At 70.7% G+C, this 25,747-nt stretch carries 21 protein-coding genes; 9 read left to right on the forward strand and 12 right to left on the reverse strand.

The genetic code is table 11. The annotated features are described in order from the left end of the window. Positions 1-153: 153 nt before the first annotated feature. Positions 154-648 (reverse strand): winged helix-turn-helix transcriptional regulator, encoded by a 495-nt coding sequence (locus AC07EQ_RS35815; protein ID WP_478392245.1) that lies wholly within the window; start codon positions 646-648, stop codon positions 154-156. Between the two features lie 110 nt (positions 649-758). Here AC07EQ_RS35815 and AC07EQ_RS35820 point away from each other — a divergent pair, with 110 nt between their 5' ends. Next, positions 759-1,355 carry a dihydrofolate reductase family protein gene (locus tag AC07EQ_RS35820; protein ID WP_478392246.1) on the forward strand — a complete coding sequence of 199 codons (597 nt, stop codon included), beginning with the start codon at positions 759-761 and terminating at the stop codon, positions 1,353-1,355. 129 nt (positions 1,356-1,484) lie between these two features. Continuing rightward, positions 1,485-2,189 carry an SdrD B-like domain-containing protein gene (locus tag AC07EQ_RS35825; RefSeq protein WP_478392247.1) on the forward strand — a complete coding sequence of 235 codons (705 nt, stop codon included), beginning with the start codon at positions 1,485-1,487 and terminating at the stop codon, positions 2,187-2,189. Positions 2,190-2,195: 6 nt separating this feature from the next. Here AC07EQ_RS35825 and AC07EQ_RS35830 read toward each other — a convergent pair whose 3' ends face one another. Next, positions 2,196-2,825, reverse strand: coding sequence for an NAD(P)-dependent oxidoreductase (locus tag AC07EQ_RS35830; protein ID WP_478392248.1), 630 nt, complete (start codon positions 2,823-2,825; stop codon positions 2,196-2,198). A gap of 207 nt (positions 2,826-3,032) precedes the next feature. Here AC07EQ_RS35830 and AC07EQ_RS35835 point away from each other — a divergent pair, with 207 nt between their 5' ends. Further along, positions 3,033-3,575, forward strand: a complete 543-nt coding sequence (locus AC07EQ_RS35835) for a DinB family protein (RefSeq protein WP_478392249.1) — start codon at positions 3,033-3,035, stop codon at positions 3,573-3,575. Positions 3,576-3,618: 43 nt separating this feature from the next. On the opposite strand, the gene AC07EQ_RS35840 is transcribed toward AC07EQ_RS35835, so the two are convergent. The 3 genes from AC07EQ_RS35840 to AC07EQ_RS35850 form a co-directional block, all read right to left on the reverse strand. Further along, positions 3,619-4,923, reverse strand: a complete 1,305-nt coding sequence (locus AC07EQ_RS35840) for a M20 family metallopeptidase (protein WP_478392250.1) — start codon at positions 4,921-4,923, stop codon at positions 3,619-3,621. 229 nt (positions 4,924-5,152) lie between these two features. Then, positions 5,153-7,990, reverse strand: a complete 2,838-nt coding sequence (locus AC07EQ_RS35845) for a penicillin acylase family protein (RefSeq protein ID WP_478392251.1) — start codon at positions 7,988-7,990, stop codon at positions 5,153-5,155. 296 nt (positions 7,991-8,286) lie between these two features. Beyond that, a complete protein-coding gene (locus AC07EQ_RS35850) occupies positions 8,287-9,360 on the reverse strand; it encodes a LysR family transcriptional regulator (RefSeq protein ID WP_132482556.1) in 1,074 nt (357 codons plus the stop codon). 544 nt (positions 9,361-9,904) lie between these two features. Between AC07EQ_RS35850 and AC07EQ_RS35855 the strand changes: the two genes are divergently transcribed. Next, positions 9,905-10,495 carry a hypothetical protein gene (locus tag AC07EQ_RS35855; RefSeq protein ID WP_478392252.1) on the forward strand — a complete coding sequence of 197 codons (591 nt, stop codon included), beginning with the start codon at positions 9,905-9,907 and terminating at the stop codon, positions 10,493-10,495. Between the two features lie 144 nt (positions 10,496-10,639). Here AC07EQ_RS35855 and AC07EQ_RS35860 read toward each other — a convergent pair whose 3' ends face one another. Further along, positions 10,640-11,503: a fumarylacetoacetate hydrolase family protein gene (locus tag AC07EQ_RS35860; RefSeq protein ID WP_132482552.1), complete on the reverse strand. Its 864-nt coding sequence runs from the start codon at positions 11,501-11,503 to the stop codon at positions 10,640-10,642. Positions 11,504-11,740: 237 nt separating this feature from the next. Beyond that, a complete protein-coding gene (locus AC07EQ_RS35865; RefSeq protein ID WP_478392253.1) occupies positions 11,741-12,202 on the reverse strand; it encodes a MarR family winged helix-turn-helix transcriptional regulator in 462 nt (153 codons plus the stop codon). 80 nt (positions 12,203-12,282) lie between these two features. Between AC07EQ_RS35865 and AC07EQ_RS35870 the strand changes: the two genes are divergently transcribed. After that, entirely contained in the window at positions 12,283-13,065 is a 783-nt protein-coding gene (locus tag AC07EQ_RS35870; RefSeq protein WP_478392254.1) for a dioxygenase family protein, read from the forward strand. A gap of 127 nt (positions 13,066-13,192) precedes the next feature. Here AC07EQ_RS35870 and AC07EQ_RS35875 read toward each other — a convergent pair whose 3' ends face one another. Both AC07EQ_RS35875 and AC07EQ_RS35880 read right to left on the reverse strand, forming a co-directional pair. Next, positions 13,193-13,981 carry an IclR family transcriptional regulator gene (locus tag AC07EQ_RS35875; RefSeq protein ID WP_478392255.1) on the reverse strand — a complete coding sequence of 263 codons (789 nt, stop codon included), beginning with the start codon at positions 13,979-13,981 and terminating at the stop codon, positions 13,193-13,195. A 339-nt stretch (positions 13,982-14,320) separates the two neighbouring features. Continuing rightward, positions 14,321-15,232, reverse strand: a complete 912-nt coding sequence (locus AC07EQ_RS35880) for a pseudouridine-5'-phosphate glycosidase (protein WP_478392256.1) — start codon at positions 15,230-15,232, stop codon at positions 14,321-14,323. A gap of 69 nt (positions 15,233-15,301) precedes the next feature. Between AC07EQ_RS35880 and ileS the strand changes: the two genes are divergently transcribed. Beyond that, positions 15,302-18,439, forward strand: coding sequence for an isoleucine--tRNA ligase (ileS, locus tag AC07EQ_RS35885; protein ID WP_478392257.1), 3,138 nt, complete (start codon positions 15,302-15,304; stop codon positions 18,437-18,439). Positions 18,440-18,535: 96 nt separating this feature from the next. Here the strand turns inward: ileS and AC07EQ_RS35890 are convergent, their stop codons facing one another. The 3 genes from AC07EQ_RS35890 to AC07EQ_RS35900 all read right to left on the reverse strand — a co-directional run bounded on the left by AC07EQ_RS35890 (position 18,536) and on the right by AC07EQ_RS35900 (position 21,879). Beyond that, positions 18,536-19,324 carry a S1 family peptidase gene (locus tag AC07EQ_RS35890; protein WP_478392258.1) on the reverse strand — a complete coding sequence of 263 codons (789 nt, stop codon included), beginning with the start codon at positions 19,322-19,324 and terminating at the stop codon, positions 18,536-18,538. A gap of 640 nt (positions 19,325-19,964) precedes the next feature. Further along, on the reverse strand, positions 19,965-20,624 hold the full coding sequence (locus AC07EQ_RS35895; protein WP_132482538.1) for a response regulator: 660 nt from the start codon (positions 20,622-20,624) through the stop codon (positions 19,965-19,967). Next, a complete protein-coding gene (locus tag AC07EQ_RS35900) occupies positions 20,617-21,879 on the reverse strand; it encodes a sensor histidine kinase (protein ID WP_478392259.1) in 1,263 nt (420 codons plus the stop codon). Before AC07EQ_RS35900 ends, AC07EQ_RS35895 begins: the two co-directional genes overlap by 8 nt. 195 nt (positions 21,880-22,074) lie before the next feature. Here AC07EQ_RS35900 and AC07EQ_RS35905 point away from each other — a divergent pair, with 195 nt between their 5' ends. From AC07EQ_RS35905 to AC07EQ_RS35915, 3 genes are all read left to right on the forward strand, one after another. Continuing rightward, positions 22,075-23,547, forward strand: coding sequence for a glycosyltransferase family 39 protein (locus tag AC07EQ_RS35905; protein WP_478392260.1), 1,473 nt, complete (start codon positions 22,075-22,077; stop codon positions 23,545-23,547). 125 nt (positions 23,548-23,672) lie between these two features. Beyond that, the gene (locus AC07EQ_RS35910; protein WP_397528742.1) at positions 23,673-24,188 is read left to right on the forward strand and encodes a PH domain-containing protein; all 516 of its coding nucleotides are present in this window, start codon (positions 23,673-23,675) and stop codon (positions 24,186-24,188) included. Next, positions 24,185-25,747 carry a PH domain-containing protein gene (locus AC07EQ_RS35915; RefSeq protein WP_478392261.1) on the forward strand — a complete coding sequence of 521 codons (1,563 nt, stop codon included), beginning with the start codon at positions 24,185-24,187 and terminating at the stop codon, positions 25,745-25,747. Before AC07EQ_RS35910 ends, AC07EQ_RS35915 begins: the two co-directional genes overlap by 4 nt.

Raw genomic sequence — 25,747 nt, forward strand, 5'->3', positions numbered from 1 at the left:
CAGGCTGGGGTGTCGGGGGAGGAGAGGACCCAACTCTCTGAAAGAACTGGGGGGCGGGGGGGGGGGGTTGGGGAGGGATTTTGAGAAGCCCCAAAAGAAAAAAGGACCCACGGCCACCGGCCGCACCGACCCTCGCGAAGCGCGGGAACCGCGTCACTCCCGCGCGAGTTCCGCCTCGTAGGCGGCGCGCAGGCGGGCGAAGACCGATTCGGTGCCGGCCGGCCGCGGGATGCCCAGGTGCTGCTCCCGCAACTCGTCCATGAACTCGTCCCACAGCTCGGGGCCGCCCCGTTCGAGCAGTTCGGCGCGGATGGCCAGCTCGCGCGTCACCGGCAGGTGGCGGCGCCCCCAGGCGCCGAGGTGCGCCATGACCGGGACGAGCTGGATGGCGGTCTCGGTGAGGCTGTAGATCACCTTCTGCTTGTGGCTCGGGTCGTCGGCCTTCGACACCAGTCCGTTCTCGACGAGGCGCTGCAGCCGCGACGCGAGGATGTTCGAGGCGATGCCTTCCTCGGAGTTGTTCAGCAGCTCGCGGAAGTGCCTGCGGTTGCCGAACATCATGTCCCGGATGACGACCAGCGACCACTTGTCGCCGAGCACCTCGACGGCGAGGTTGATCGGGCATCCGGATCGGCGCTCGTCCTTCACCGAAACCTCCTTGGATCAGAAACCACTTGCACTCTGCATCCGGTCTTGTATATGGTCCCACCACCGGTTGCAAAACGCAATCGGATGGGACGACGAACACGGGAGAACCCATGTCCAAGGTGGTTTGCGACATCGCTGTTTCGGCTGACGGGTACGCCGCCGGCCCGGGCCAGACCCATGAGAAGCCCTTCGGCGACGGCCCGGTCGACCGGCTGACCACCTGGATGTTCGAGACCGCGGACGAGAACAAGGCCGAGCTGGACGCGGTCACCGCGGCCGGCGCCTACATCATGGGGCGCAACATGTTCGGGCCGATCCGCGGGGAGTGGGACCTGGACTGGACGGGCTGGTGGGGCGACGAGCCGCCGTACCACGCCCCGGTCTTCGTGCTCACCCACCACTCGCGCGAGCCCCTGGCCATGGCCGGCGGCACCACCTTCACCTTCGTCACCGACGGCCTCGAATCCGCGCTCGACCAGGCCAAGAAGGCCGCGGGCGACCGCGATGTCGCGATCGCCGGCGGCGCGGCCACGATCAACCAGTACCTCGGCGCCGGGCTCATCGACGAGCTGCGCACCCACATCGCCCCCGTCACGCTCGGCGCCGGCGAGCGGCTGTTCGACGGCGTGCCCGCGCTGGACCTGGAACTGGTTTCGGCACGTCCCGCCTCGCTGGTCACGCACATCACCTACCGCGTCCGCCGCTGAACGGGGGGCGCGGGTCGTGAGCGCTCCTGGTCGTCATAGCAGCCAAGAGCACTCACGACCCCGGGCAACCGCGACCAGGTGGAGCGCGTCTTCGACGCAGAACGGGTACCCACTGCGAGCGGAGGCGTGATGACGGGAAGAGGCGCGGTTTTCGTGGCGGCGAGCGCGTTGGCGCTGCTGGGAACGGCGATGCCGGCGGCAGCCGAGCCGCCGACCGGGACCGTGCGCGGGCTGCACTACTTCGACCGCAACGCCGACGGCGTCCGGCAGCCGGGCGAACCGAGTGGTGGCAACGCGGTCGGGCTGTACCACCTGGACGGCAGCTGGGTGGCGACGGTCGGGACGAATCCCGATGCCACGTACGAGATTCCGGGCGTGCCGCCCGGCCGGTACCGGGTCGGCATCAACCCGATCGGCTACCAGATGACCACGCCGGACGAGGTCGTCGTCGAGGTGCATCCCGGCGGCACCAGCACTGCCGACTTCGGCAAGCTCGGCAGCGACATCACCGGCGTCACCTGGCACGACCTCAACGCCGACGGGCAACGCCAGGCGGCCGAGCCGCTGCTGCCCGGCATCCGGTTCTGGATCGGCAGGTGGGGCAGCGGCAGCGACGGCACCGGGCACTACGCGATGCCGAACCAGGGCACCAGCACCTACGTCCTGCGCTTCGTCCCGCCCGAGGGCATGGGCTTCTCGCCGCAGCACGTCGGCGCGCCGGAGACCGACTCCGACGCCGACCCGGCCGACGGCACCGCCACCGCCGTCGTCGCGCTGACCGACGGCAAGATCAACCAGTTCCCGGACTTCGACATCGGCCTGGTCACGAAGTAGGCGGGCTCAGTTGGCGACCGCGATCGCCTTGCCCACCGAGCCCGGATCGGCGAGTGCGCGCAGCAGGCAGTCGGCGACGTTCGCCCGCGAGATCCGCTTGGCGCCGCGCACGTTCCGGTCGACCGCCGTCCGGTACCGGCCGGTGCGCGGGCCGTTCGTGAGCTGCGGCGGCCGGATGATCGTCCAGTCCAGGCCGCTGGCCCGGACGACCTCCTCCATGTGCCCCATGTCCGTCCAGGGGTTGCGGAGGATGCGCCACAGGATCGGCTTGACCACGTGCTTGGTCACCGGGCCGTCGCCGTCGGAGAGCATGCCGCAGTTGCTGACCACGAGGAACCGGCGCGCACCGGCGGCGGCCATCGCGTCGAGGATGCTCCTGGTGCTGTCGGTCTGGATGGTGGTCGGCTTCAGGTCGCGCGAGCCGATCGCCGAGATCACCGCGTCCCGACCGGCCACGTGCGGCCGGATCGCGGCGGAGTCCATCACGTCGGCGGCCACCACGGTCAGCCCCGGGTGGTCGTGGGCGAGCCGCGCCGGGTCCCGCACCACGGCGGTGACCTCGTGCCCCGCCGCGCAGGCCTGTTCGAGCAGGTGCTTCCCGGTGCCGCCGGTCGCCCCGAAGATCGTGATCCGCATGTTCCGCACCCCATCGAGTTGGTGAGTGTTCACTGACCACTGCCTCCAGTCGGCGTTCTTCGCCCACTTCACCGACCAACCCAGCCCACCCCCGGCCGACCTGGTCGAAGCCCTCCTCACCGACCCGACCCCACACCGGTGACCGACTGGACGGCCTGGAGTGTCGGTGGGCGGTGGGAAGGTTCGGTTCTTCGATTGGAGGGCATCGTGCCGGAAATCCCAGTCAGCACTTCGCCTCGGTGGGCCGGCGGCGATCGGGCCGAGCCGCCGCGAACCGGCAACGAGCTGGAGACGCTCAGCGCCTTCCTGGACTGGCACCGGGAAACCCTGGCCCTGAAGTGCGCCGACGTGCCGGCCGCGCAGCTGTCCGCCCGGCTCGTCGAGCCGTCCGGGATTTCGCTGCACGGCCTGGTCCGGCACCTCGCCGGGGTCGAGCGGTGGTGGTTCCGCATCCAGTTCGCCCAGGAGGACGTGCCGATGCTGTACTACTCCGACGACGATCCGGACCAGGACTTCGACGACCTGGGCGGCGATTTCGCGGCCGCGCTGGAGACCTGGCGGGCGGAGTGCGCGAGGTCCCGCGAGATCGTCGCCGCGGCCGCCTCCCTGGACGACACCGGCATCCGCCGCTCCACCGGCGAGCCGATCTCGCTGCGCTGGGTCATGTTCAACCTGCTGGCCGAGTACGCCCGCCACAACGGCCACGCCGACATGCTGCGCGAACGCATCGACGGCGCCACCGGCACGTGACCGCGGCGTTCGGCGCGGTTTCCGCGGAAACCGCGCCGATCGGTCAGCTCTTCGCCAGCCACTCCAGGGCCGCCGTGGTCATCGCCGTCACGCCGGTCGTCAGGGTCGGCTCGACGACCGGGGCGAAGAACGGCGAGTGGTTGGACGGGATGTCCCGGTTGAGGGTGCCCGCGTCCTTCGCCGCCAGCCACGTCTCCCGGTCGGTGCCGCCGAAGAACCAGTAGCAGGTCGGCACGCCCGCCGCGGTGCCGAAGAGGCCGACGTCCTCGCTGCCGACCACCGGCGGCAGCTCGTGCACCTGGCCGTCGCCGAGCTCCTTGCGCAGCGCCGCCGTCGTCCGGTCGGTGACCTCGGGATCGTTCACCAGCACCGGGAAGTCCGTGAGCCGCTCGAACTCCGGCTCGCGCTCGGCCCCGGCGGCGATCGCCTCGGCGCGCACGATGCGCTGCACGGCCGCGATCACGTGTTCCCGGACCCGCTCGTCGAAGGAGCGGATGTTGACCCGCAGTTCGGCCTGGTCGGGGATGATGTTGTCCTTCGTGCCCGCCTTGATCGAGCCCACGGTCACCACCGCGGTGTCGCTCGGGGCGACCTCCCGGGACACGACGGTCTGCAGGCGCATCACGGTCGCCGAGGCCATCACGACCGGGTCGATGGCGTTCTGCGGCTGGGAACCGTGCGCGCCGCGCCCGAACATGGTGACCTTCAGGCCGTCGGCGGCGGACATGCTGGGACCGCTGATCATGCCGACCGCCCCCGCCTCGAACGGGAAGACGTGCTGGCCCAGGCACACGTCCGGCTTCGGGAACCGGTCGAGGAAGCCGTCGTCGATCATCGCCTGCGCACCGGCCCCGATCTCCTCCGCGGGCTGGAACACCGCGACGATCGTGCCCGCCCACCGGTCGCGGGCCGTGACCAGCAGGTCCAGCGCGCCGAGCTGGCAGGTGACGTGCATGTCGTGGCCGCAGGCGTGCATCACCGGGACGTCGTTGCCGTCCGGGTCGGTGCCGCGGCGGGTGCTGGCGTAGTCGAGGCCGGTCTGCTCCAGGACGGGCAGCGCGTCGAAGTCCGCGCGCAGCAGCACCGTCGGCCCGTCGCCGTTGCGGAGCACGCCGACCACGCCGGTGCGCCCCACCTCGGTGGTGACCTCCAGGCCCAGCGCTTCCAGCCGGCGTGCGACCTCGGCGGCCGTCCGGTGCTCGGCGAAGGACAGCTCCGGGTTCGCGTGCAGGTCCTTGTACAGCTCGGTGAGATCAGCCCGGATGTCGTCGAGTCGGCCCAACACGGTCCCAAGATCGCCCACAGCGCCCTCCGTTCGTCGGTCAGACCACACGGTATGCGCGATCATCCCCGCACACCACACCCGGCAGTTGAAAGCGCGACGGGCGCCATCTGGCGCTCAAGGCTGCGGTTGTATCGGCGTGGGCTTTCACGGCCGCTGGAGTCGGTCGTGCCGCGACATGACGTGCATCTCGGTGCAGTGTTCCGGCAGGTCCGGGGCCGTGAGTCTTTTGGGCTGCTATAGCGACCCAAAAGACTCACGGGCGACGTGACCAGCGGAAAGATCCAACCGAAACTCAGCGGCGGGTGGGGAATTCGACGACCTGTTGGTACGTGGGGCGATTCTGCCAGTTGATCTTCTGCTGGCTGATGCCGCCGATCTTGGTCTGCAGGATGGCGTCCGCGCACCACTGGTCTCCTGGCTTGCAGTCCGCGTCACCGGGATAGGTGTCCGTCGCCGGGGTCTCCGCGGCCTGCCGCAGGGTGTCCAGCAGCATCTGCCGGCACGCCCCGGCGTCACCGCCGCCGCACAGCGGCTCGCCGAACCCGCCCGGCACCGGCTCGCCCAGCACCGCGCGGATGTCCTTGGACACCTGCCCGAACCAGCCGAACTGGAACGCCGAGCCCTGGTGGCCCTGGCCGACGTGCAGGCCGGGCTCGCCGTTCTGCCAGCCCGATGGCGACTCGTTGATCTGCATCATGTCCGTCATCGCCCGGTAGGCGTCGGCGCCCACGGCCGGCTCGAACTCGCCGCGCACCAGCCGCGGCCACCACGCGTCGAGCAGCTCGATCGCCTCGGCGTGCGCGTACTCCTTGCTGCCCGGCGAGGTTTCCACCCGCTTGCCGCCGTCGGCGAGCCACGAGCGCAGCCGGTCGACCAGCGCCGCGGTTTCCGGATCGGTGACCGGTTGGCTGTCGATGAGCCGCAGCAGGTCCGGGAGCACCCGTTCGGCGCGCAGGTCGGTGACGCCCGCGTCGGCCATCGCCTGCGTCAGCGTGACGCGGTCGAACTTGCCGCCCGACGCGATGTGCTCGGCGACGCGGCGGTCGAGCAGGTCACCTCGCTGCACCGCGCCCTTCTCCGCCTTGGCGCCCGCGGTGCCGGGCGCCTGCTTGTTGTTCCAGCTGATGTAGTAGTCCTGGTTGATCGAGTTCGGGTGCTCGTGGAACGGGGCGTAGGCCGCGGTGTTGTCCGCCGGGTTCCAGCCCTGCCACTCGAACGCCGGGTCGCCGGCGATCGGCATGCTCGGGTCGACGTCGGGCTTGCGCACCACGTTCGCCCCGGAGTTGAAGTACGCGGTGTCGGTCGCGTCGGCGTAGAACCAGTTGAACGTGTAGTTGATGTCGTGGGCGGCGCGCTGGAAGTCCGCCGCCGAGGTGATCGCGCCCGGGTCGTTGAACTTCTGGAACCCGATGATCGAGTCGACCTCGTGCAGGAACGTCGAGCGGGCCCGCGCGAACGCCACCGGCCGCCCGTCGACCGTCGCCCGGTGCGTCACCGGGCCGTAGCGGGTGCGGAAGGACACCAGCCGGTAGGAGCCCTGCGGGGTGTTGTCGCCGAGGTTCGGCTGCCAGGCGTTCTTGCGCTCGACGGTCTGCATCGGCAGGCATTCGCCGCGGAAGCGGTAGAAGTTCGAGTCCTTCGTGGCCGGGCGGCCGTCGGGTTCGCACAGCTCTACGGCGTAGGAATCGATCATGTCCTGCGATGCGGTGGTGGCGCTCCAGGCGTAGTCCTGGCCGCGGCCGAGCAGAGTGTAGAAGCTCAGCCCGGCGAAGGACGCGCCCTTCGACGAGATGCCGGGGCCCTGGAGTTCCTGCAGGGTCAGCAGCTGCGGCGAGAAGTAGCCGGTCTGCGGCCCGAAGACGGCCACCGGGTGGCCGCTCTCGGTGTGCGCGCCGGAGACGACGAGCGCGTTGGACATGCCGCGGGCCTGCCCCATGCCGCCGGGCACCACGCCGTCGTCGAAGATGCCGCGCAGGCTCTCCACCGGGTCGTCGGTGGCCGGCGGCGGGTTGCTCGATTCCGCCCGGGTGGCCGGTTCGGCGGCCTCGACGGCCGATCCGGTCGGGTCGAAGATCAGCTGCTGCCCGGACACCGAACCGGGATCGGGCAGCACGACGCCGCGCGGATCCGCCGGCGTTCCGCCGTAGGGGAACGACTGTCCATCGTGGATGGTGCTGATGGCTTCTGGATCGTTCTCGGCGCGGAAGGCCGCCCAGATCTGCTCGCCGCGCTCCGGGCCGAACCGCTCGTGCAGCGACATCCGCGCGACGGCGTTCTGCACCTCGTTGCCGCCGCCACCGCCGAACTGGGCGCCGACCAGCGACGCCAGGACGACCAGGTCGGTGAGCCTGAACTGCTCGATCCGCCCGGCGTTGGTGATCGGGTCGACGTGCCCGGTGGCGACGTACTCGCCGGGGAAATAGCGCCCGTTGTAGGACTTCTCGATGTACTCGTTGATCCCGTCCACATAGGACTTCGCGTCTTCGAGGGCCTGGCGCCCGCGCTCGCCGTACCGCGCGACGGTGTCGATCTGCTGCTGCAGCTCCTGCTCGGTGTACGGCGAGACAGTGAAGAACTGCTGCTCCAGCTGGCGGTTGGCCGGCGCACCGCCGGCGAACGGCGTCACCTCGCCGCGCCCCGCTCGGCGCATCGCGTCCATCAGGAACAGCTTGTCCTCGGCGATCGCGTAGCCCGCGCCGTAGGCGGTGCCGGAGCGCGTGGTGCCGTAGATGTGCGGGATCCCGGCGGTCTTGTCCCGGACGATGGTGACGTCCTCGCGCGGCCGGTAGGTCCGCTCGACGTCGTCGGGCCGCACGCCGAAGGAGTTGTCGTTGAAGAAGTCGTCGATGGTTCCCGTCGTCAGCTCGCGGTAGCCGCCGGCGAGGCGGTCGTACTTGGCCAGCTGGTCGTCGGAGTGCGGCGGCCGGGTGCCCAGCAGCATGTGCGCGACGAGCTCGGCGAAGGTCGCGTTGCCGTTCTGGCCGGGCGGCAGGATGTGGTGGCACTGCTCCCGGCAGTAGTCCGGGGCGGGTTCCGGGATCGGCTCGGCGGTCGAAGCTGGTGCGAGCACCAGGGAACCGACGACTGCCGCGGCGCTGAGCGCGGCCAGGGTGCGCGAACGTCGCGGCATGCCAGGTCCTCTCGGTCGGTCGTCGCCGAGTCCGGACGCTAGCCACCCCGAGCCAAAACCGAAAGCCTTTCACGTTCGCCTCGACCCGAACGGCCCAGCACGAAACCCCAGGAGCACCAACGACAACGAGCCCCGACCAGCACCAACCCACACCGACCGACACCGTCCGGCACCCATCGACACCGACCGACACCGACCGACACCGACCGCAGGACCCTGTGGACAACTCCCCCACCCTGTGGACAACTTCCGCAATTTCAATGGAAATCGGACCTCTGATTTCCATTGAAATTGCGTCAGGACGCCTTGGCAGTGGCGACCTCGCCGCTCTTCCACTTGGCGTTCTCCAGCTCCAGGGCCGTCCACAGCAGGTTCAGCGGGTGCTCGGCGTAGTAACCCTGCCGCTCCCCGCGACGCGTGAAGGCGCCCACCAGCACCTGCATCTTCGGGCCGACGTCGTTGATCAGCTCGATGGTGCGCAGACCCTGGCCTTCAGGCAGCCGCCCGTCGCCGGCCGCCTCGCCCACGCCCTGGGTGACGATCATGCAGCCGTGCAGCAGTTCCGAGCGCAGCAGGTCGAACCCGTAGCGGACGTCGTCGATCTCGGCGGCGATGTCGAGCTTGTCCCGGAAGTCGGTGCCGAACCACCCGTGCAGGAACCCGGAGATCAGCCCGCTCGCCGGAACCACCAGCGGCACCGCGTGGAGTTCACTCGCGCGCAACGCGCGGTTCGGCAACTGTTCTCCGGATAAGTTGGTGACCAGGCTCAGCCCGCTGCGCCGCCACTCCATCACGTCGAATTCGGCCAGCACGGCGTCGTCCTCGGACACCAGCGCGCTGCCGCAGACGAGGTCCGCCTGCTTGGTCCGCAACGCATCCAACAACTCGCGGGTCCGCAAGTGCGTGACGCGCAAATCGATTCCACGATCCTGGAATTCCTCGGCGACGTGTTCACCCGCATTGGCAAGGAAACCGAGAGTGAAGCGAGTGGTGCCGACAGTAACCGTTTCGCCACGAAGTCGTCGCGTTTCGCGCACCCCGTCGAGCCAATCGCCCAAGGTGTCCCGCGCGATCTCCACGAACGCTTCGCCGGAGGCGGTGAACAGCACCTTCTTCCCGCGCCCCTGCTTGACGACGAGCGGTTCTCCGCACAACTGCGTGAAGTTCCGGTTCAAGGTGTCCAGCTGCTTCTGCACGCTGGACTGCTCGCGCCCGAGCGAACGCGCCGCTGCCAGCGCCGTTCCCAGCTCGTGCACCAGGACCAGCGTCCGCATCTGGTCCATTGTGGTGTCCAGCAAAGCGGACGGTGATTGCAGCAGGCGGCTGCGCAGGTCGGTCGCGGGCAGGCTGGCGGTTCCGGCTAACGGCACGGCATGCGTCCCTCTCTCTATCCCTTTCTCGCGCCGGAGTGTAGTGCGCCGAACTGATCTGCGTGCCAGAACTAATGATCTGCGGAATTTTTCCGAAAAGTGCTGGAATCCGTTGCGGCGCGGTGTAATGATCTGCCTCGCCCCAACAGCGGTCCTTCGACGACCGCCCGGGTCGGTTCGCACCGACCGGTCAACTCGGGGCAATTCGCACGGACGCGGGCCCTGCGGTGGCGTGAGCACCGCAGCCCGCTTGGAGAGGATTCGCGAAGCACCATGCGCATCACCACCGCTGCGCCCTGTCCGGGCGCGGCGTCGGACGAGGCTCGTTTCAGCAGCGCGTGGGCTCGCGCTGCGCGAAATCGCGTCGGACAGCGGGAGCGACGCGCGGTGGTCGACACGGCTACCGGCTCCCCAGACGGGATGCTCCGCCCGGAAACGGGTCACGACCACCCGGCGGCACCGCAGCCGCCGGCCGAGGCGATCGCGCCCCGCGGATTCCCCCACCGATCCCCCCTTTCATGAACCCTGGCAAGGAGAAACAGCCGTGACGCACTCCCAGACCGCTCCCCCGGCGGGCGGCCCCGTCCAGACCGCGTTGAAGAAGCCCGCCACGCTGCTGGCGCTGGTGGTCATCTCCGGAATCTCCGCGTTATCCGGCCTGATCGGCGCGATCTACCTGTTCGCAGGCGGCCGCGACCTCGCCGAGGGCTACGCGACCGACGTCGCGATCAACAACCCCTCGCTGGTCGGCCTCGACACTGTCATGGAGACCATGGGGACCGACAACCCCCAGGAGGCCATCGACCTCGCCAAGTCCGTTGACGAGTGGGACACCATCGTCTCGATCGCGCACGCCGGGCTGATCTTCAAGGCGTTCCTGCTGATCGTCTTCGCCGCGCCGCTGCTGCTGTTCACCCTGTTCGCGATCAAGGGTTCGACCTGGTCGCGCGTGCTGATCACCATCTTCGCGATCCTGTCGCTGATCGGTGGCCTGGCGGCGGCGTTCGACACCGGCGGCCCGGCACTGCTGAACGCCACGGGCTACATCGGCCTGGCGACCGCGGTCATCGCGGTCGTGCTGTGCTGGCTGCCGGCCAACAACCGCTACGCGAAGGCGCGGAAGCTGGCGGCCTGATCTGGAATCGGCAGCGTCGCACTGGGGGTCGGCGCAGCGGAGTTCCACGAAAGCGGCGACCCGGCACCGAGGGGGTTCGGTGCCGGGTCGCCGTCTTTCGCGTGTCAGATCCCGTTAGCGCGGAACGAGCCTGGAAGCAGGCCCTCAGGCCGACTTGAGCTGCTGGCGCTGGCGGCCGAGACCCTCGATCTCCAGCTCCATCACGTCGCCCGCGGCCAGGTACGGGAACTTCCCGGACAGCGCCACGCCTTCCGGCGTGCCGGTGTTGACCAGGTCGCCCGGCTCCAGCGTCAGGTACTGCGAGAGGTGCCGGATGATCTCCGCCACGCCGAAGATCATGTCCGACGTGCTGGAGTCCTGCCGCGCCTCGCCGTTGACGAACGTCCGCAGCCGCAGCGCCTGCGGATCGGCGATCTCGTCGGCCGGGACCAGCCACGGGCCGACCGGGTTGAAGGTCTCGCAGCACTTGCCCTTGGACCACTGCCCGCCGGAGTGGTCCTTCTGGAACGCCCGCTCGGACACGTCGTTGGACACCACGAACCCGGCGATGCTGGCGAGCGCCTCCTCCGCGCTGTCCAGGTAGCGGGCCCGGCGGCCGATCACGATGCCGAGCTCCACCTCCCAGTCGGTCTGCTCGGCGCCGCGCGGGATCAGCACCTCGTCGTACGGCCCGACGACCGTGTTCGGGTGCTTGAAGAACAGGATCGGCACCTCCGGCGGGGCCGAGCCGGACTCGGCGGCGTGCGCGGCGTAGTTCTGGCCGATGCACAGCACCGCCATCGGCCGCGCGATCGGCGCGCCGACCCGCAGGCCGGTGCCGTCGCCGGGGTCGTCGACCGCCGGGAGTTCGCCGGCGGCCAGCGCCGCGCGGGCCCGCTGGATGCCGTCGCCGGCCAGGAAGTCCCCGTCGATGTCGTCGGTGATCGGGCTCAATTCGAACACCCGGCCCTGGTCGTCCGCCACGTGCGGGCGCTCGGCCCCCACCGGACCCAACCTCAGAAACTTCATCTCTCTCCTTCGAAATGCGCGTGGCGGTCGCGCTGTGCCACGCAACTTCCTTCGGTCCTGCCGCGGCGTCCGGGCGGCCGGGTGGGGCGCAGGGCGCCCCGAGCCCATCGGCACGGCAGCCCTCAGACTTTCCACGGAACCGGTCCAGAAGGCAATACCCCACGGGCAGGTACGCACCTTCACATACCAGAAGAGACTTCGGTATTCTGAAATTTGATCAGGGGCGCGAGCGCGCCGTCAAGGCCGCTCGCGGAGCGCGCGGGTCACCGCCCCCAGCCCGGTCGCGATGGCGCGCAGCTGATCGCGGCTGAGCACGTCGATGAGGTTCGCGCGGACCAGCTCGACGTGCCCGGGCGCGGCCTTGCGCAGCTTCTCCCGGCCGGCGTCGGTGAGCCCGGCGATGACGCCGCGGTCGTCGGTGTCGCAGGTCCGGCGGCGCACCAGGCCAGCCTTCTCCAGCTGCGTGACCTGGTACGTCAGGCCGCTCTTCGAGGTCACCACCCGCTGGGCGAGCTCGGTCATGCGCATCTCGTCGTCGGGCTCGGCGGCGAGCCGGACCAGGATCTCGTACTGCGGGTGCGACAGCCCGGCCTGCTCGCGCAGCTGCTGCTCGACCCGCCGGGCGACCAGGTTGCTCGCCTCCAGGAAGGCGTTCCAGGCGGCCATCTCCTCGGCGTCGAGCCAGCGCGGTTCCGTCATGTCCGCCAGCCTAGCTTGTTCAAATTCGAACAACAGCGTACCTTCGAGGTGTAGTTCAAATTCGAACGAGGAGGATCGCCATGACCGCTCCGGCGACGGGCCGGATGCCCGCCCTCTACCTCAGCCACGGCGCCCCACCGCTGGCCGACGACCCGCAGTGGCCCGGGCAGCTCGCCGCCTGGTCGCGGGATCTGCCGAAGCCGAAGGCCATCCTGATCATCTCGGCGCACTGGGAGGAGGCCCCGCTGGCGATCGGCGCCACGACGACCGTGCCGCTGGTGTACGACTTCTGGGGCTTCCCCGAGCACTACTACTCGGTCCGGTACGCCGCGCCCGGCGCCCCGGAACTCGCCGCGCGGGTGCGCTCGCTGCTGCGCGGCCCGGACACCCCGGTGCAGGACTTCCCGGAGCGGGGGCTCGACCACGGCGCCTACGTGCCGCTGAAGGAGATGTACCCCGACACCGACGTGCCGGTGCTGCAGATCTCCATGCCGACGCTGGAGCCGGAGCGCCTGATGCGCATCGGCCAGGCGCTCGAACCGCTGCGCGACGAGGGCGTGCTCATCGTGGGCAGCGGCTTCTTCACCCACAACCTCGCGGCGCTGCGCGCCGAGACCACCCCGAGCTGGTCGACGGAGTTCGACGACTGGGGCAAGCAGGCGCTGGAGGCCCGCGACGTCGACGCGCTGCTCGACTTCGAGCGCAAGGCCCCGGCGGGCCGCCTGGCGCATCCGCGCACGGAGCACTTCGCCCCGCTGTTCGTCACGCTGGGAGCCGCCGGCTCGGACCTCGACCGGCAGAAGATCGCCATCGACGGCTTCTGGTGGGGCCTGGCCAAGCGCTCCGTCCAGTTCGGCTCGTGAGACGGCGATTTCGCGCGAAATCGCCGCTCCCCACGCGTGCTGGATGGCGATTTCGGGCGAAATCGCCGGCCTTCCGGCCGGAGCCCGGGCAGTGCCGCCTTTCGCGGTGCCGGCTCGCGACGCCTGATCAGCGGCGGAGCTGCTGCTCCACGGAAGAGACCACAGTGGACAGCGGGGCGCGGGTCTCGTCGGTCCAGTCCGGCCCGCAGCGCGGCGTCGGCGCCGAGACCGACATGGCCGCCACCACCGCGCCGGAGTGGTCGTGGATCGGCATCGCGACGCAGCGGCAGCCGATGATGTACTCCTCGTCGTCGACGGCGTAACCGCGGACGCGGGCCTGCTCCACCTCGGCCAGCAGCTCGGCCGGCTCGGTGACGGTGTTCTCCGTGAAGCGCTCCAGCCGCACGCCGCGGTACCGGCGCTCCAGCTCGTCGCCCGGCAACCCGGCCAGCAGCGCCTTGCCCAGCCCGACGGCGTGCGCGGGCAGCCGCATGCCCACCGCGGACACCAGCTTCATCGGCTGCGGCGACTCGGCGATGGCGATGTAGACGTTCTCGGTGCCGTCCAGCCGGGACAGCTGCACCGTCTCGCCCGTCTGCTGCGCGAGCTGCTCCATCAGCGGCAGCGCCAGGCCGACGATGTCGCGGTGCCCGGTGTAGCCCTGGCCGACGGTCCACGCCTTCAGCCCGAGCCCGTAGGTGCGGGTGGTCTGGTCGAACTCGGCGAAGCCGCGGTGCACCAGGGTGCCGAGCAGGCCGTGCACGCTGGACAGCGGCAGCCGGAGGATTTCGGCGATGTCGCTGAGCCGGTGCCGGCCGCGGGAGAGCAGCTCCAGGATCACCAGCGCGCGGTCGGCGGACTTGACCACGTTCTGCCCACTGCCCGCCTGTTCAGCGGTGGCCGATTCCGCCTTCACGCCGAGTTTCCTCCTGCTCCGTTGCCGCCGCGCTGACCCCGCACGACCTACTGAACAGTACAGCGGCCCAGCCAGGACCGCGCAGCTCGTCCAAGCGACCCGAAACCGCTGCTCCGCCCGTCCCCGCGCCCCGAACGGCACCCACCGATATGAGGCGGATGAGGTGAACGGACTGTACGCCTCTCCTATCGGCACGAACGGTCCGTTCACTCCACACCGGCGGCGCCCGCCGAGGTTGCCGGGATGAAGCGAACGGCCCGTTCACCTCGCCTATCGAGGCGAACGGTCCGTTCACTTCACACCAGGCCACACGGCCTTCATGACCAGCGAAAACGCCGCCTAGTCGGCCTCGGTGAGGGCGGTGGCGATCGCGGTGGCCAGCTCGATGTTGTTCCGGTAGACCGCGATGTTGACCGCCAGGCTGCGCCCGCCGGTGGCGCTGCGGATCCGGTCGAGCAGGAACGGCGTGATGTCGTGGCCGCCGACGCCCTGCCGCCGGGCCTCCTCCCACGCCTCGGCCAGCGCCCGGTCGTGCAGGGCCGGGTCGAGCTGCTCGTCCCCCGGCACCGGGTTGGCCACCAGCACCGCCGAGCGCAGGCCCAGCTCGTCCCGGGCCGCCACCGCCGCCGCGACCTCCTCCGGCGTGTCGGCCGAGTACTCGATCTCGTGGCCGGAATCGGCGACGTAGAAGCCCGGGAAGCGCGACGTCCGGTAGCCGAGCACCGGGATGTTCAGCGTCTCCAGCCGTTCCAGCGTGGCCGCGACGTCCAAAATGGACTTCACTCCGGCGCTGACCACGACCAGCGGCGTGGCGGCCAGGGTCACCAGGTCGGCCGATTCGTCGAAGCTCGTCGCCGCGCCGTGGTGCACCCCGCCGAGCCCGCCGGTGGCGAACACGCGGATACCCGCGCGGTGCGCCAGGAACGACGTCGCCGCGACGGTGGTCCCGGCGTTGCGGCGCTTCGCCGCCGCGACGGGCAGGTCCCGAACGCTCGCCTTCGCCGCGGCGCGGTCGCCGGCCAGCCGGTCGAGCTGCGCGCCGGTCAGGCCGACCGTCGCGACTCCGTCGACGACGCCGATCGTCGCGGGCACCGCCCCGGCCGCGCGGATCTGCCGCTCGGCGGCCCGCGCCACCTCGCCGTTGTCCGGGCGCGGCAGCCCGTGGGTGATGATCGTCGATTCCAGCGCCACGACCGGCCGCCCCTCGGCGACGGCCCGCCGGACCTCGTCGGACACCACCGGCAGCGACATCGCACCCTCCAGCCGTCACCCGGGAAGCTTCCCCCGGTCCGCGGCCGGGGAAGGTGTGAGCATATAGGGATGCAGCAGCCTGAAACGCCGTTTCGGCCGGTCGAGCCCTCGATCGAACTGCCCGCGATGGAGCGGCGCATCATCGAGTGGTGGCGCGACCGCGAGGTGTTCGAGCGCAGCCTCGCCCAGTCCGCCGGCGGTCCGCGCTGGGTGTTCTACGAAGGCCCGCCGACGGCGAACGGGACGCCCGGCACGCACCACGTCGAGGCGCGGGCGTTCAAGGACGTCTTCCCGCGGTTCAAGACGATGAAGGGCTGCTCCGTGCCGCGCCGCGGGGGCTGGGACTGCCACGGGCTGCCGGTGGAGCTGGCCGTCGAGAAGGAGCTCGGCATCAGCGGCAAGCGGGACATCGAGCGCATCGGCATCGCCGAGTTCAACGCCCGCTGCCGGGAGTCGGTGCAGCGCTACGTCGGCGAGTTCGAGGCCGTGACGCGGCGGATGGGCTACTGGATCGACCTGTCCGAGGCCTACTGGACGATGTCGCCGGGCTACGTGGACAGCGCGTGGTGGGCGCTGAAGCAGATCTTCGACGCGGGGCTGCTGGTCGAGGACTACCGGGTGGCGCCGTACTGCCCTCGCGACGAGACGACGCTGTCCGACCACGAGGTGGCGCAGGGCTACGAGAACGTGCACGACCCCTCGGCCTACGTGCGGTTCCCGGTCGACGGCCCGGTCGCCGGGCACCGGAACGCCGACCTGCTGATCTGGACGACCACGCCGTGGACGCTGGTGTCCAACACCGCGGTCGCGGTGCACCCGGAGGTCGACTACCAGGTGGTGCGCACCGTGCGCGGCACCTTCGTGGTGGCCGCGCCGCTGGTCGAGGCGGTGCTGGGCGCGGACGGCGAGGTGCTCGCGACGCTGCGGGGCACCGAGCTGGCCGGGCTGCGGTACCGGCGGCCGTTCGACCTGGTCGACATCCCGGACGCGCACCGCGTGGTGCTCGCCGAGTACGTGTCCACCGAGGACGGCACCGGCCTGGTCCACCAGGCGCCCGCCTTCGGCGCCGACGACCTGGCCGTCTGCCGCGAGAACGACCTGCCGGTGGTGAACCCGGTCGGCGGCGACGGCCGGTTCGCCGCCGAGGTCCCGCTGGTCGGCGGGATGTTCTTCAAGGACGCCGACGCGGTGCTGGTCGAAGACCTCCAGCACCGGGATCTGCTGTTCCGCTACAGCACTTTCGAGCACCCGTACCCGCACTGCTGGCGCTGCCACACGCCGCTGATGTACTACGCGCAGCTGTCCTGGTACATCCGCACCACGGCGATCCGGGAAGCGCTGCAGCGGGAGAACGAGCGCACGAACTGGTTCCCGCCGAACGTCAAGCACGGCCGCTACGGGAACTGGCTGGACAACAACGTCGACTGGGCGCTGTCGCGCAGTCGCTACTGGGGCACGCCGCTGCCGCTGTGGCGGTGCCCGGCGGGGCACGTCACGGCGATCGGCTCCCGCACCGAGCTCGGCGAGCTGACCGGCCAGGACTTCGCCGGCCTCGACCCGCACCGCCCCTACCTGGACGAGATCGAGTTCCCCTGCCCGGCCTGCCGGCGCTCCGCGGCGCGGGTGCCCGAGGTCGTCGACGCGTGGTTCGACTCGGGCTCGATGCCCTTCGCGCAGCTCGGTTATCCGCACGCGCCCGGCAGCGTCGCGGAGCTGGCGAAGAGCTATCCGGCGCAGTACATCTGCGAGGCGATCGACCAGACCCGCGGCTGGTTCTACACCCTGATGGCGGTCGGCACGCTGCTGTTCGACCGCTCCGCGTACGAGAACGTCGTGTGTCTGGGGCACATCATGGCCGAGGACGGCCGGAAGATGAGCAAACACCTCGGCAACGTGCTGGAACCGCTGCCGCTGATGGAGGCGCACGGCGCCGACGCCCTGCGGTGGTTCATGCTCTGCACGGGTTCGCCCTGGTCGGCGCGGCGGGTGGGGCACGGGCCGCTGCAGGAGATCGTCCGCAAGGTGCTCATGACGTACTGGAACACCGCGTCGTTCTTCAGCCGCTACGCCTCGCTCGTCGACTGGATCCCGGCGGACGCCGATCCGCCCGCCGGGCGCCCGGTCCTGGACCGCTGGGTGCTCGCGCGGGTCAACCGGCTGGCCGGCGAGGTCGACGCGCGGCTGGAGGACTACGACACCGCGGGCGCCGGGCGGGCGCTGGCGGAGTTCGTCGACGACCTGTCGAACTGGTACGTCCGCCGCTCGCGGCAGCGCTTCTGGGACGGCGACCGCAACGCCCTGCGCACCCTGCACGACTGCCTGGACGTGCTGACCAGGCTGCTCGCGCCGTTCGTGCCGTTCATCTCCGAGCAGGTGTGGCAGGACGTCGTCCGCCCGGGCCGGCCGGGCGCGCCGGAATCGGTGCACCTCGCCACCTGGCCGGAACCGGATCCCGCGCTGGTGGACGACGCCCTGCTGTCCGAAGTGGACGTCGAGCGCCGGCTGGCCGAGGCGGGCCGCGCGGCGCGCAGGAGCAGTGGCATCAAGGTGCGCCAGCCACTGGGCCGCGCGCTGGTCAGCGCCGCGCTGCCGGCGGAGCTGCTCGCCGACCTCGCCGACGAGCTCAACGTGCGGCACATCGAGCCGTTCGGCGGCGCCGGTGAGGTGCTGGACGTGTCGGTGAAGCCGAACTTCCGCGCCCTGGGCAAGCGGTTCGGCAACCGCACGCAGCAGGCCGCGGCGGCCGTCGGCGCCGCCGATCCGGCCGAGCTGACCCGGGAGCTGCGCGCGACGGGCCGGGCCACGATCGAAGTCGACGGGCAGGCCGAGCCGCTCACCGGCGACGACGTGATCATCAGCGAGGTGCCGCGCACCGGCTGGGTGGTGGAATCGCAGCGCGAGGTGACCATCGCGCTGGACACCGCGATCACGCCGGAGCTCAGGCGCGCGGGGCTGGCCCGCGAGGCGATCCGCTTCGTGCAGGACTGCCGCAAGCGGGACGGGCTCGACATCACCGACCGGATCGCGTTGCGCTGGCGGGCGACCGGCCAGCTTCGCGAGGCGCTGCAGGCCCACGCCGGGGAGATCGCCGCCGCCGTGCTGGCCGTCGAGATCGGCGAAACCCCCGCTCCCGCCGGGGATTTCGCCGAGCATTCCGACGCCGAGCTCGGCCTTTCGGTCTGGCTGCGCAAGGCCGGTCCCGAGTAACGAGCCGTGGGCGGCGCACCGCCCACGGCTCGTCCACTGCTGGTCGTGAGGGGTGACGGGCCTCGAGGGCGGCCGTCACCGCTCACGGGATCGGGGTCAGGAACCGATCTGCGCCGCGATGTCGTCGTGGTAGGCACCGACGCGGGCGTACACGCCCGGCTTGCCCGGGCGGGCGCAACCCTCGCCCCACGACGTGACGCCGATCAGCTTGTTGTCCACGACCATCGGGCCGCCCGAGTCGCCCTGGCAGGTGTCCACGCCGCCTTCCGGCACTCCGGCGCACACCATGGCGTCCGGGTTGTACTCGCCGTACGCACCCTTGCAGGTGTCGTCGGAGGTCACCGGCACGGTGGCCTTCTGCAGGTTGTCGGCCTGCTGGCCGCCCTCGGTGGTGTTGCCCCAGCCCAGGATCGTCGCCTGGCTGTCCGGCGCGTAGCCCGGGTCGTCGGCCGTGGCCAGCTCGATCGGCGCCTCCTGCACCGGGGCCTCGAGGGTGAGGACCGAGACGTCGAAGCCCTGCGCGGCGTCCTGGTACTCGGGGTGCACCCAGACGTTGGTCACCTTCGAGACGGTGCCCTCGTCCGAGCTGATCACGGTGCGGCCGCTGACCACGTTGATGTCCGCCGGCTGCGAGCCGACGGTGCAGTGCGCGGCGGTGAGGACCTTGTCCGGGGCGACCAGCGAGCCGCCGCAGAACTGCTGGCCATCCGGGGTCACCAGCGCGACGGTGAACGGGTGGTCGGCGATGTTGGCGTCTTCGCCGCCGACGATGAACGGGCTGACGTCCGACGGCTGGGCTTGCGCGACGGAAGCCGTCGTCAGACCGGCGACGGCGATCGCGGCGACTCCGGCGAGCCGGGCCAGGCGACGTGGGGCATCGACCATGGTTGCACTCCTTGTCCCGATGGTCGCTGGCGAATTCGCCCCGGCGGCCTGCCTTCCGCCGAACCGTTACGCACAGCGACGAACTTGATCGGAACGATATAGGCGCCCCACGTACCGGGAAAGCCTCCGAATTTGCCGTTTTAACCAGTCCGCGCAACCACTTTCCGGAATCGGAAACCGACCCGCTTACATCAAGGTGTGGCGCGCGTCAACCGGCTTGGCTACTTTTCGTTGCCATCGGGGCGGATTCGGCACGCGCCGCCGGCGGGCGAGCTGAACGCCCACCGTCCGGCAGACGAAGGGTTCGCGAATTCCTCGCGAGACTCGGCATTTCCGGCGCCGGGAGCACGAATCGACCGGGCGCGCATGGAAATGTCCCCGGTGCACCCCGATTTGCACCGGGGACACCCCAACCTCGGCCGGACCCCTCCGACCGGTGTCGCCATCGATCCCCGAACCGACGGCCGGCTCGCTCCGAGGCCCCGACCGCCTCGATCGGAACGTGCCACGTCTGGTTTACCTTTTTTCCGGTGGCATATTCCAGAGCCAATCGGGGGAGCCCAACAGGTTGACCGTTGAACCTCTCGGCGTAACGCTGGACCACGGTTTCAATTGAAACCGTGGTCCACCAAGCCGATCTCTACCTCGGCACCAGGCCCGCGTCGTAGGCGAGCAGCCCGGCCTGGAGCCGGTTCGCGCAGGACAGCTTCACCAGCATCCGCGACACGTAGCTCTTCACCGTCGCCTCCGACAGGAACAGCCGCTCGGCGATCTGCGCGTTGGACAGCCCCTGCCCCAGACAGGTGAGCACCTCGATCTCGCGGTCGGTCAGGTCGCGCACCAGCTCCACCGCCCGCTGCCGGCTGCTCTGCTCCTCCCCCGACGCCGCGAGCAGCCGCTTCTTCGCCTCCTGGGAGAGCACGGTGTGCCCGTCGGCGGCGACCCGCACCAGGCCGATCAGATCCTCCGGCGGCGTCGACTTGACCAGGAACCCCGCCGCCCCGGCCCGCAGCGCGCGCAGCACGTACTTGTCGGCGTCGAAGGTCGTCAGCGCCACCACGGCGGGCGGATCGGGCAGCTTGCAGATCCGCTCGATCCCGGTCAGCCCGTCCACGCCCGGCATCCGCAGGTCCATCAGCACCACGTGCGGCCGGTGCCGCACCACGCACTCGACGGCCGCCGCGCCGTCCTGCGCGTCGTCGACGACCTCGATGTCCTCGGCCGAACCGAGGATGGTGCGCAGGTGCGCGCAGACCATCGGCTCGTCGTCCACCACGACGACCCGGATCGGATCACTCATCGCCGACCGCCTCCCCCGTGGGCACGTACGCAGGGAGTATCACATCCACCTCGAAGCCACCGTCGCCGCCGGCCCGGGCGTGGAACGTCCCGCCGACCAGCTCCACCCGCTGCTGCAACCCGAGCAGGCCGGATCCCGAGCCGCTGCCCGCCAGGTCCGCCGCGGCGCGGACCGGCGGCTCGGTGTTCCGGATGACCAGCCGCAGCCGGTCGTCGCTGTAGATCACGTGCACGCTCACCCGCGAGCCGAACGCGTGCTTGTGGACGTTCGTCAGCGCCTCCTGCACCACGCGGTAGGCGGTCCGCCCGACCGCCGACGAGACCATCGCCGCATCACCGTCCACAGTGAACTCGACGGGCACCCCGACCGCCTCGGACCGCCCGATCAGCTCCGACAGGTCCGGCACCTCGGTCGGCGGGGCCGAGGCGGGGAGGCCCTCGTCCTCGACGGAGCCGCGCCGCAGCACGCCGACGAGATCCCGCAGCTCCTCCAGCGCTTCGCAGCCGCTGGTGCGCAGCTCCTCGGCGGCCTGCCTGATCTCCGCGTCCTCGGCCGCCACCCCCAGCGCGCCGGCCTGCAGCACCATGAGGCTGACCCGGTGCGTGACCACGTCGTGCATCTCGGTGGCCAGCCGCGTCCGCTCGTCCGCCCGGGCCTGCTTGGCGAGCAGCTCCTGCTCGTACTCGGCCCGCTCGACGCGTTCCCGCAACGCCTGCACCAGCCGGCGACGCGCGCCGATGTAGAGCCCCAGGACGGCCGGGAAGACCGTCCACAGCACCGAGACGACCAAGAGGTCCCGGAAGTTCGGATCCCACGGCCGGATCGCGATCACGGTGACGATGGCGACCATGTCCCAGGCGAAGAACCGCCTGGTGCGGCCCTCCGTGTAGGCCGCGACGGCGTAGACGATCCACGGTGTCAGGCCCGGGACCCACGGGTCGTCGTGCTGGTTGATCGCCAGCAGCGGGCCGGGGCCGAACTCGATCAGCAGCACCTGCGCGATCGCAAGCACCGTGGTCACGGCCATGATGGCCACCGGGAAGCGCCGCCGGGCCAGCAACGTGATGTCCAGCAGGGTCATCAGCAGGTCGTTCGCCCACAGCCCGCCGATCCAGTCGTACACCTCGGGCGGTGTCTCCGACGGGTAGAGGACTTCGAGAACGCGGCCGAGCAGGTGCAACCCGATCACGAGGCACACGTCGAACGCGGCCTCCCGCTTGGAGTTCCACAACAGCCGCCACAACGGGCGCTTCACGTGGAACACGGTAGTTAACCGGGTGTTCGGAATCGGCGAGGAACCCACTCGTGACGGTCAGGGATAGACGAAAGTTGCACCGGCCCCCCGGAGCCGCAACTTTCGGTCGACCGAACCGCTACTAAGCGCCGTGTCGGCAAGATGATCAACCGGGTTCCAATGGACGCACAGTCCAGTCGAGACCTGGGGGAACCGATGAGCGCCCAGCTGCTCAGCCCGCAACAACCACCGCCGACCCGCGCCGAGCCACCACCGCTGGCGAAGGGTCCGGTGTTCACCATCGCCGGCCTCGTCGCGGCCGCCCACCTGGCCTTCAGCCCGTTCGGCGGGTTCTGGATCGACGAGGCCTACATGCTCGCGGCCGGGAAGTACCACCCGGACTGGGGCTACGTCGACCAACCGCCGCTGGCGCCGCTGATCGCGGCGGCGATGGACTGGCTCGCGCCGGGGATGATGCCGGTGCTGCGGCTGCCCGCGGTGCTCGCGACCGCCGCGATCGTCGTGCTGACCGCGCTGCTCGCCCGCGAGTTCGGCGGCGACCGGCGGGCCCAGGCGCTGGCCGGCGCGGCCGGGGCCACCGGGCTGTGGACCGCGCTGGTCGGGCACTGGGTCACGCCCTACACCTTCGAGCCGCTGTTGTGGCTCGCGCTCATGTGGTGCTTGGTGCGCTGGGTCCGGCTGCGCGACCTGGGTCGTCCGGATGATCGACTGCTGCTGCTGTTCGGCGTGCTGCTCGGCATCAACCTGCAGATGAAGTTCCAGGTCGCGATCCTGTGCGTGGCGCTGCTGGTCAGCGTGCTCCTGGCCGGCCCGCGGGACATCCTGCGCCGCCCGATGTTCTGGGGCGGCGTCGGCATCGCGGCGCTGATCGCCCTGCCGACGGTGCTCTGGCAGGCGTTCAACGGCTGGCCGCAGCTCCAGATGGGCGCGATCGTCGCGGCCGAGTCGCCGATCCTCTCCGGTGGCCGCGGCGGCACCGCCATGAACCTCGTGCTCTTCGCCGGTGTCGCCGGTACCGCGCTGTTCCTGTTCGGGCTGTGGCGGCTGCTGCTCTCGCCCGAGCTGCGGTCGTACCGCTTCCTCAGCATCACGACCGTGCTGCTGTACACGTTCTTCATCGCAACCGCCGGGCGGCCGTACTACCTGATCGGGCTTTACGGCGTGTCGATCGCCGCCGGTGTCGTGGGGTTCCAGCGGCGCCGGGAATCCCGGCGGACCCGGTTCGGCTGGACGGCTTGGCCGGCCTTCGCGCTCTCGGCCGCGGCGGCGGGCTACATGATGTACGCGTCCATGACCATGACCATGATGTTCGGGGCGTCGACCACGGATTCGCTCGCCCGCGAGTCGGCGGCCGCGTATGCCGCGCTACCGCCGGAACGGCAGCAGCACACCGCGATCCTCGCCGACAGCTACGTCATCGCCGCGATGGTCGAAGTCGGTGGCGCGCAACACGATTTGCCGCAGGTCTACAGCCCGCACCGCGGCTACGGCTACTTCCCGCCGCCGACCGAGCAGACCGACTCCGTGCTCGTCGTCGGCGACCCGACCGCGCTGCGGACGCAGTTCGCCGACGTGCACCAGGTGGGATACGGCGAAGTCCCGATCTGGCTCTGCACCGGCAAGCTCGCCCCGTGGGCGGAAATCTGGCCGCAGCTCAAGTCGCTGTGAACGGGCCGACACCGAACCGGTTTCCCGGCCCGGCCCCGGCGCGCCGGGAAACCGGGAACCGTCCGACCGCGGGGATGCACGCTGCGAGAATGGCCACAGCAAGGCGAAACAGAGAGGGGCCGACAGTGGCCGCCCGAACGAACACGAACTCCGCCGGGCTCCGGCTCCGGCCACCGCGCAACCGGGTCGAACGCCGCGCCATCGGCTGGTGGACGACGCAGGCCCTGGTCCTCGTCGCTCCGCTGCTGATCGCGCTGGCGGTGACGGCGGTGTTCATCCCGCCCGCGCGGTTCTGGCTGCTGCTCTCGCTCGTCGTGGTCGCCGTGCTCGGCGTGCCCTACGTGCTGGTGATGCCGCAATGGCGGTACCGCGTGCACCGCTGGGAAACGACCGAGGACGCCGTCTACACGGCCGAGGGCTGGCTGAGCCAGGAATGGCGCATCGCGCCGATGTCCCGGATCCAGACGGTGGACACCGTGCGGGGCCCGCTGCAGCAGCTGTTCAAGCTGTCCAGCGTCACGGTCACCACGGCGTCCGCCGCCGGCCCGCTGACGATCGCCGGCCTCGACCGGGACGTCGCGGCTTCGCTCGTCGAGCACCTGACGGCCACCACGCAGGCCACCCCGGGAGATGCCACATGAGCAGCGTCATCGACGGGCAGTGGCGGCGCCTGGACCCGAAGACCGTCGCGGCCGCCGCGGTCCTGGTGCTGGCGCCGCTGGTGCCGACCGCGGGGGTCATGTTCCTGTCGGACGCCGAGCCCGCGACCCTGCTGGTCACCGCGCTGATCTGGATCGGTGCCGCGGTGCTGATCGCCGGGTTCAGCGCGGCGGATTGGTGGCTCACCTGGTACCGGATCACCGACGAGCGCTTCGAGCTGCGCCACGGCGTCCTGACCCGGAACCACCGCTGGATCCCGCGCGAGCGGATCCGCAGCGTCGACCTCACGGCGGACCCGGGCCGCCGGCTGTTCGGCATCACCACGGTGAAGGTCGGCACCGGCGGCCAGGCCAGCGACGCCAGCGAGCTCAAGCTCGACGCGATCTCGCGCCACCACGCCGAAACCCTGCGCCAGGAACTGCTCTTCGGCGGTCCGTCCACTTCGGACACCGTGGCGTACCGCGAGCCGGTCACCGTGCCGGGCATCGCGGCGGGCGCCGGAGCCGGCGGCACCGCGGCGAGCACCGAGGTCGGCGAGGCCACGCTCGCCCGCCTCAACCCCACGTGGTTCCGCTTCTCCGCGCTGACCCTGTCGTTCATGCTGATCGTCTGGGGCGCGATCGCCTCGGGCATCGGGTCGTTCAAGGAGCTGCTGAAGTCGTTCGGCGTCTTCGACAGCCTCGGGCAGGCCGTGCAGGCGACGTCGCTGTGGCTGGTCCTCGCGGTCGGGGCCGCCATCGCCCTGGTCGTCGGCGTGCTCGGCGCCATCGCGCTGTCCGTGGAGATGTGGTGGGGCTTCCGGCTGGCCCGGGAACGGGGCGACACGCTGCGGGTGAAGCGCGGGCTGCTCACCACGCGGTCGGTCTCGCTGGAGGAACGCCGCCTGCGCGGCGTCGAACTGGCGGAGCCGCTGCTGCTGCGCTGGGCCCGCGGTGCGCGGCTGCACGCCGTGGCCACCGGGCTGAACCAGAAGAACGAAGAGCACCAGCCGGACAACAAGACGCTGCTGCCGCCGGCTCCCCGCGCGGAGACGCACCGGGTGGCGGCCGAGGTCCTGCGGGAACGGGAATCGCCCTTCGGCGGCGAACTGCACCGGCACCCGCGCGCCGCGCTGCGGCGGCGCATCACCTGGGCGCTCGTTTCGGCCGTCCCGTTCATCGCGGCGGCCGTGGTGGCGGCGGTGATCGGCTGGTTGCCGGTCGCCGCGACCGTGGCCGTGGGGGTGGTCGCGGTCGCGGTGGCGATCGGTTTCGCGCTGGACGCCTACCGCAACCTCGGTCACGCGATCACCGATCGCTACCTGATCGCCCGCTCCGGCACCGGGATTCGCCGCACCGTCGCGCTGCAGCGCGACGGGATCATCGGCTGGCGCATCAGGAGGACCGTGTTCCAGCGGCGCTCGGACCTGTTGACCATCGGTGCGACGACAGCGGCCGGGAACAGCGTCTACGAGGTGCCGGACGTGAGCACCGAGACGGGGCTGCGGCTGGCGGAAGAGGCGGTTCCGGGTCTGCTCGCGCCGTTCCTGCAACGGGGCTGA

The organism is Saccharopolyspora sp. NPDC045839, assembly GCF_056431645.1.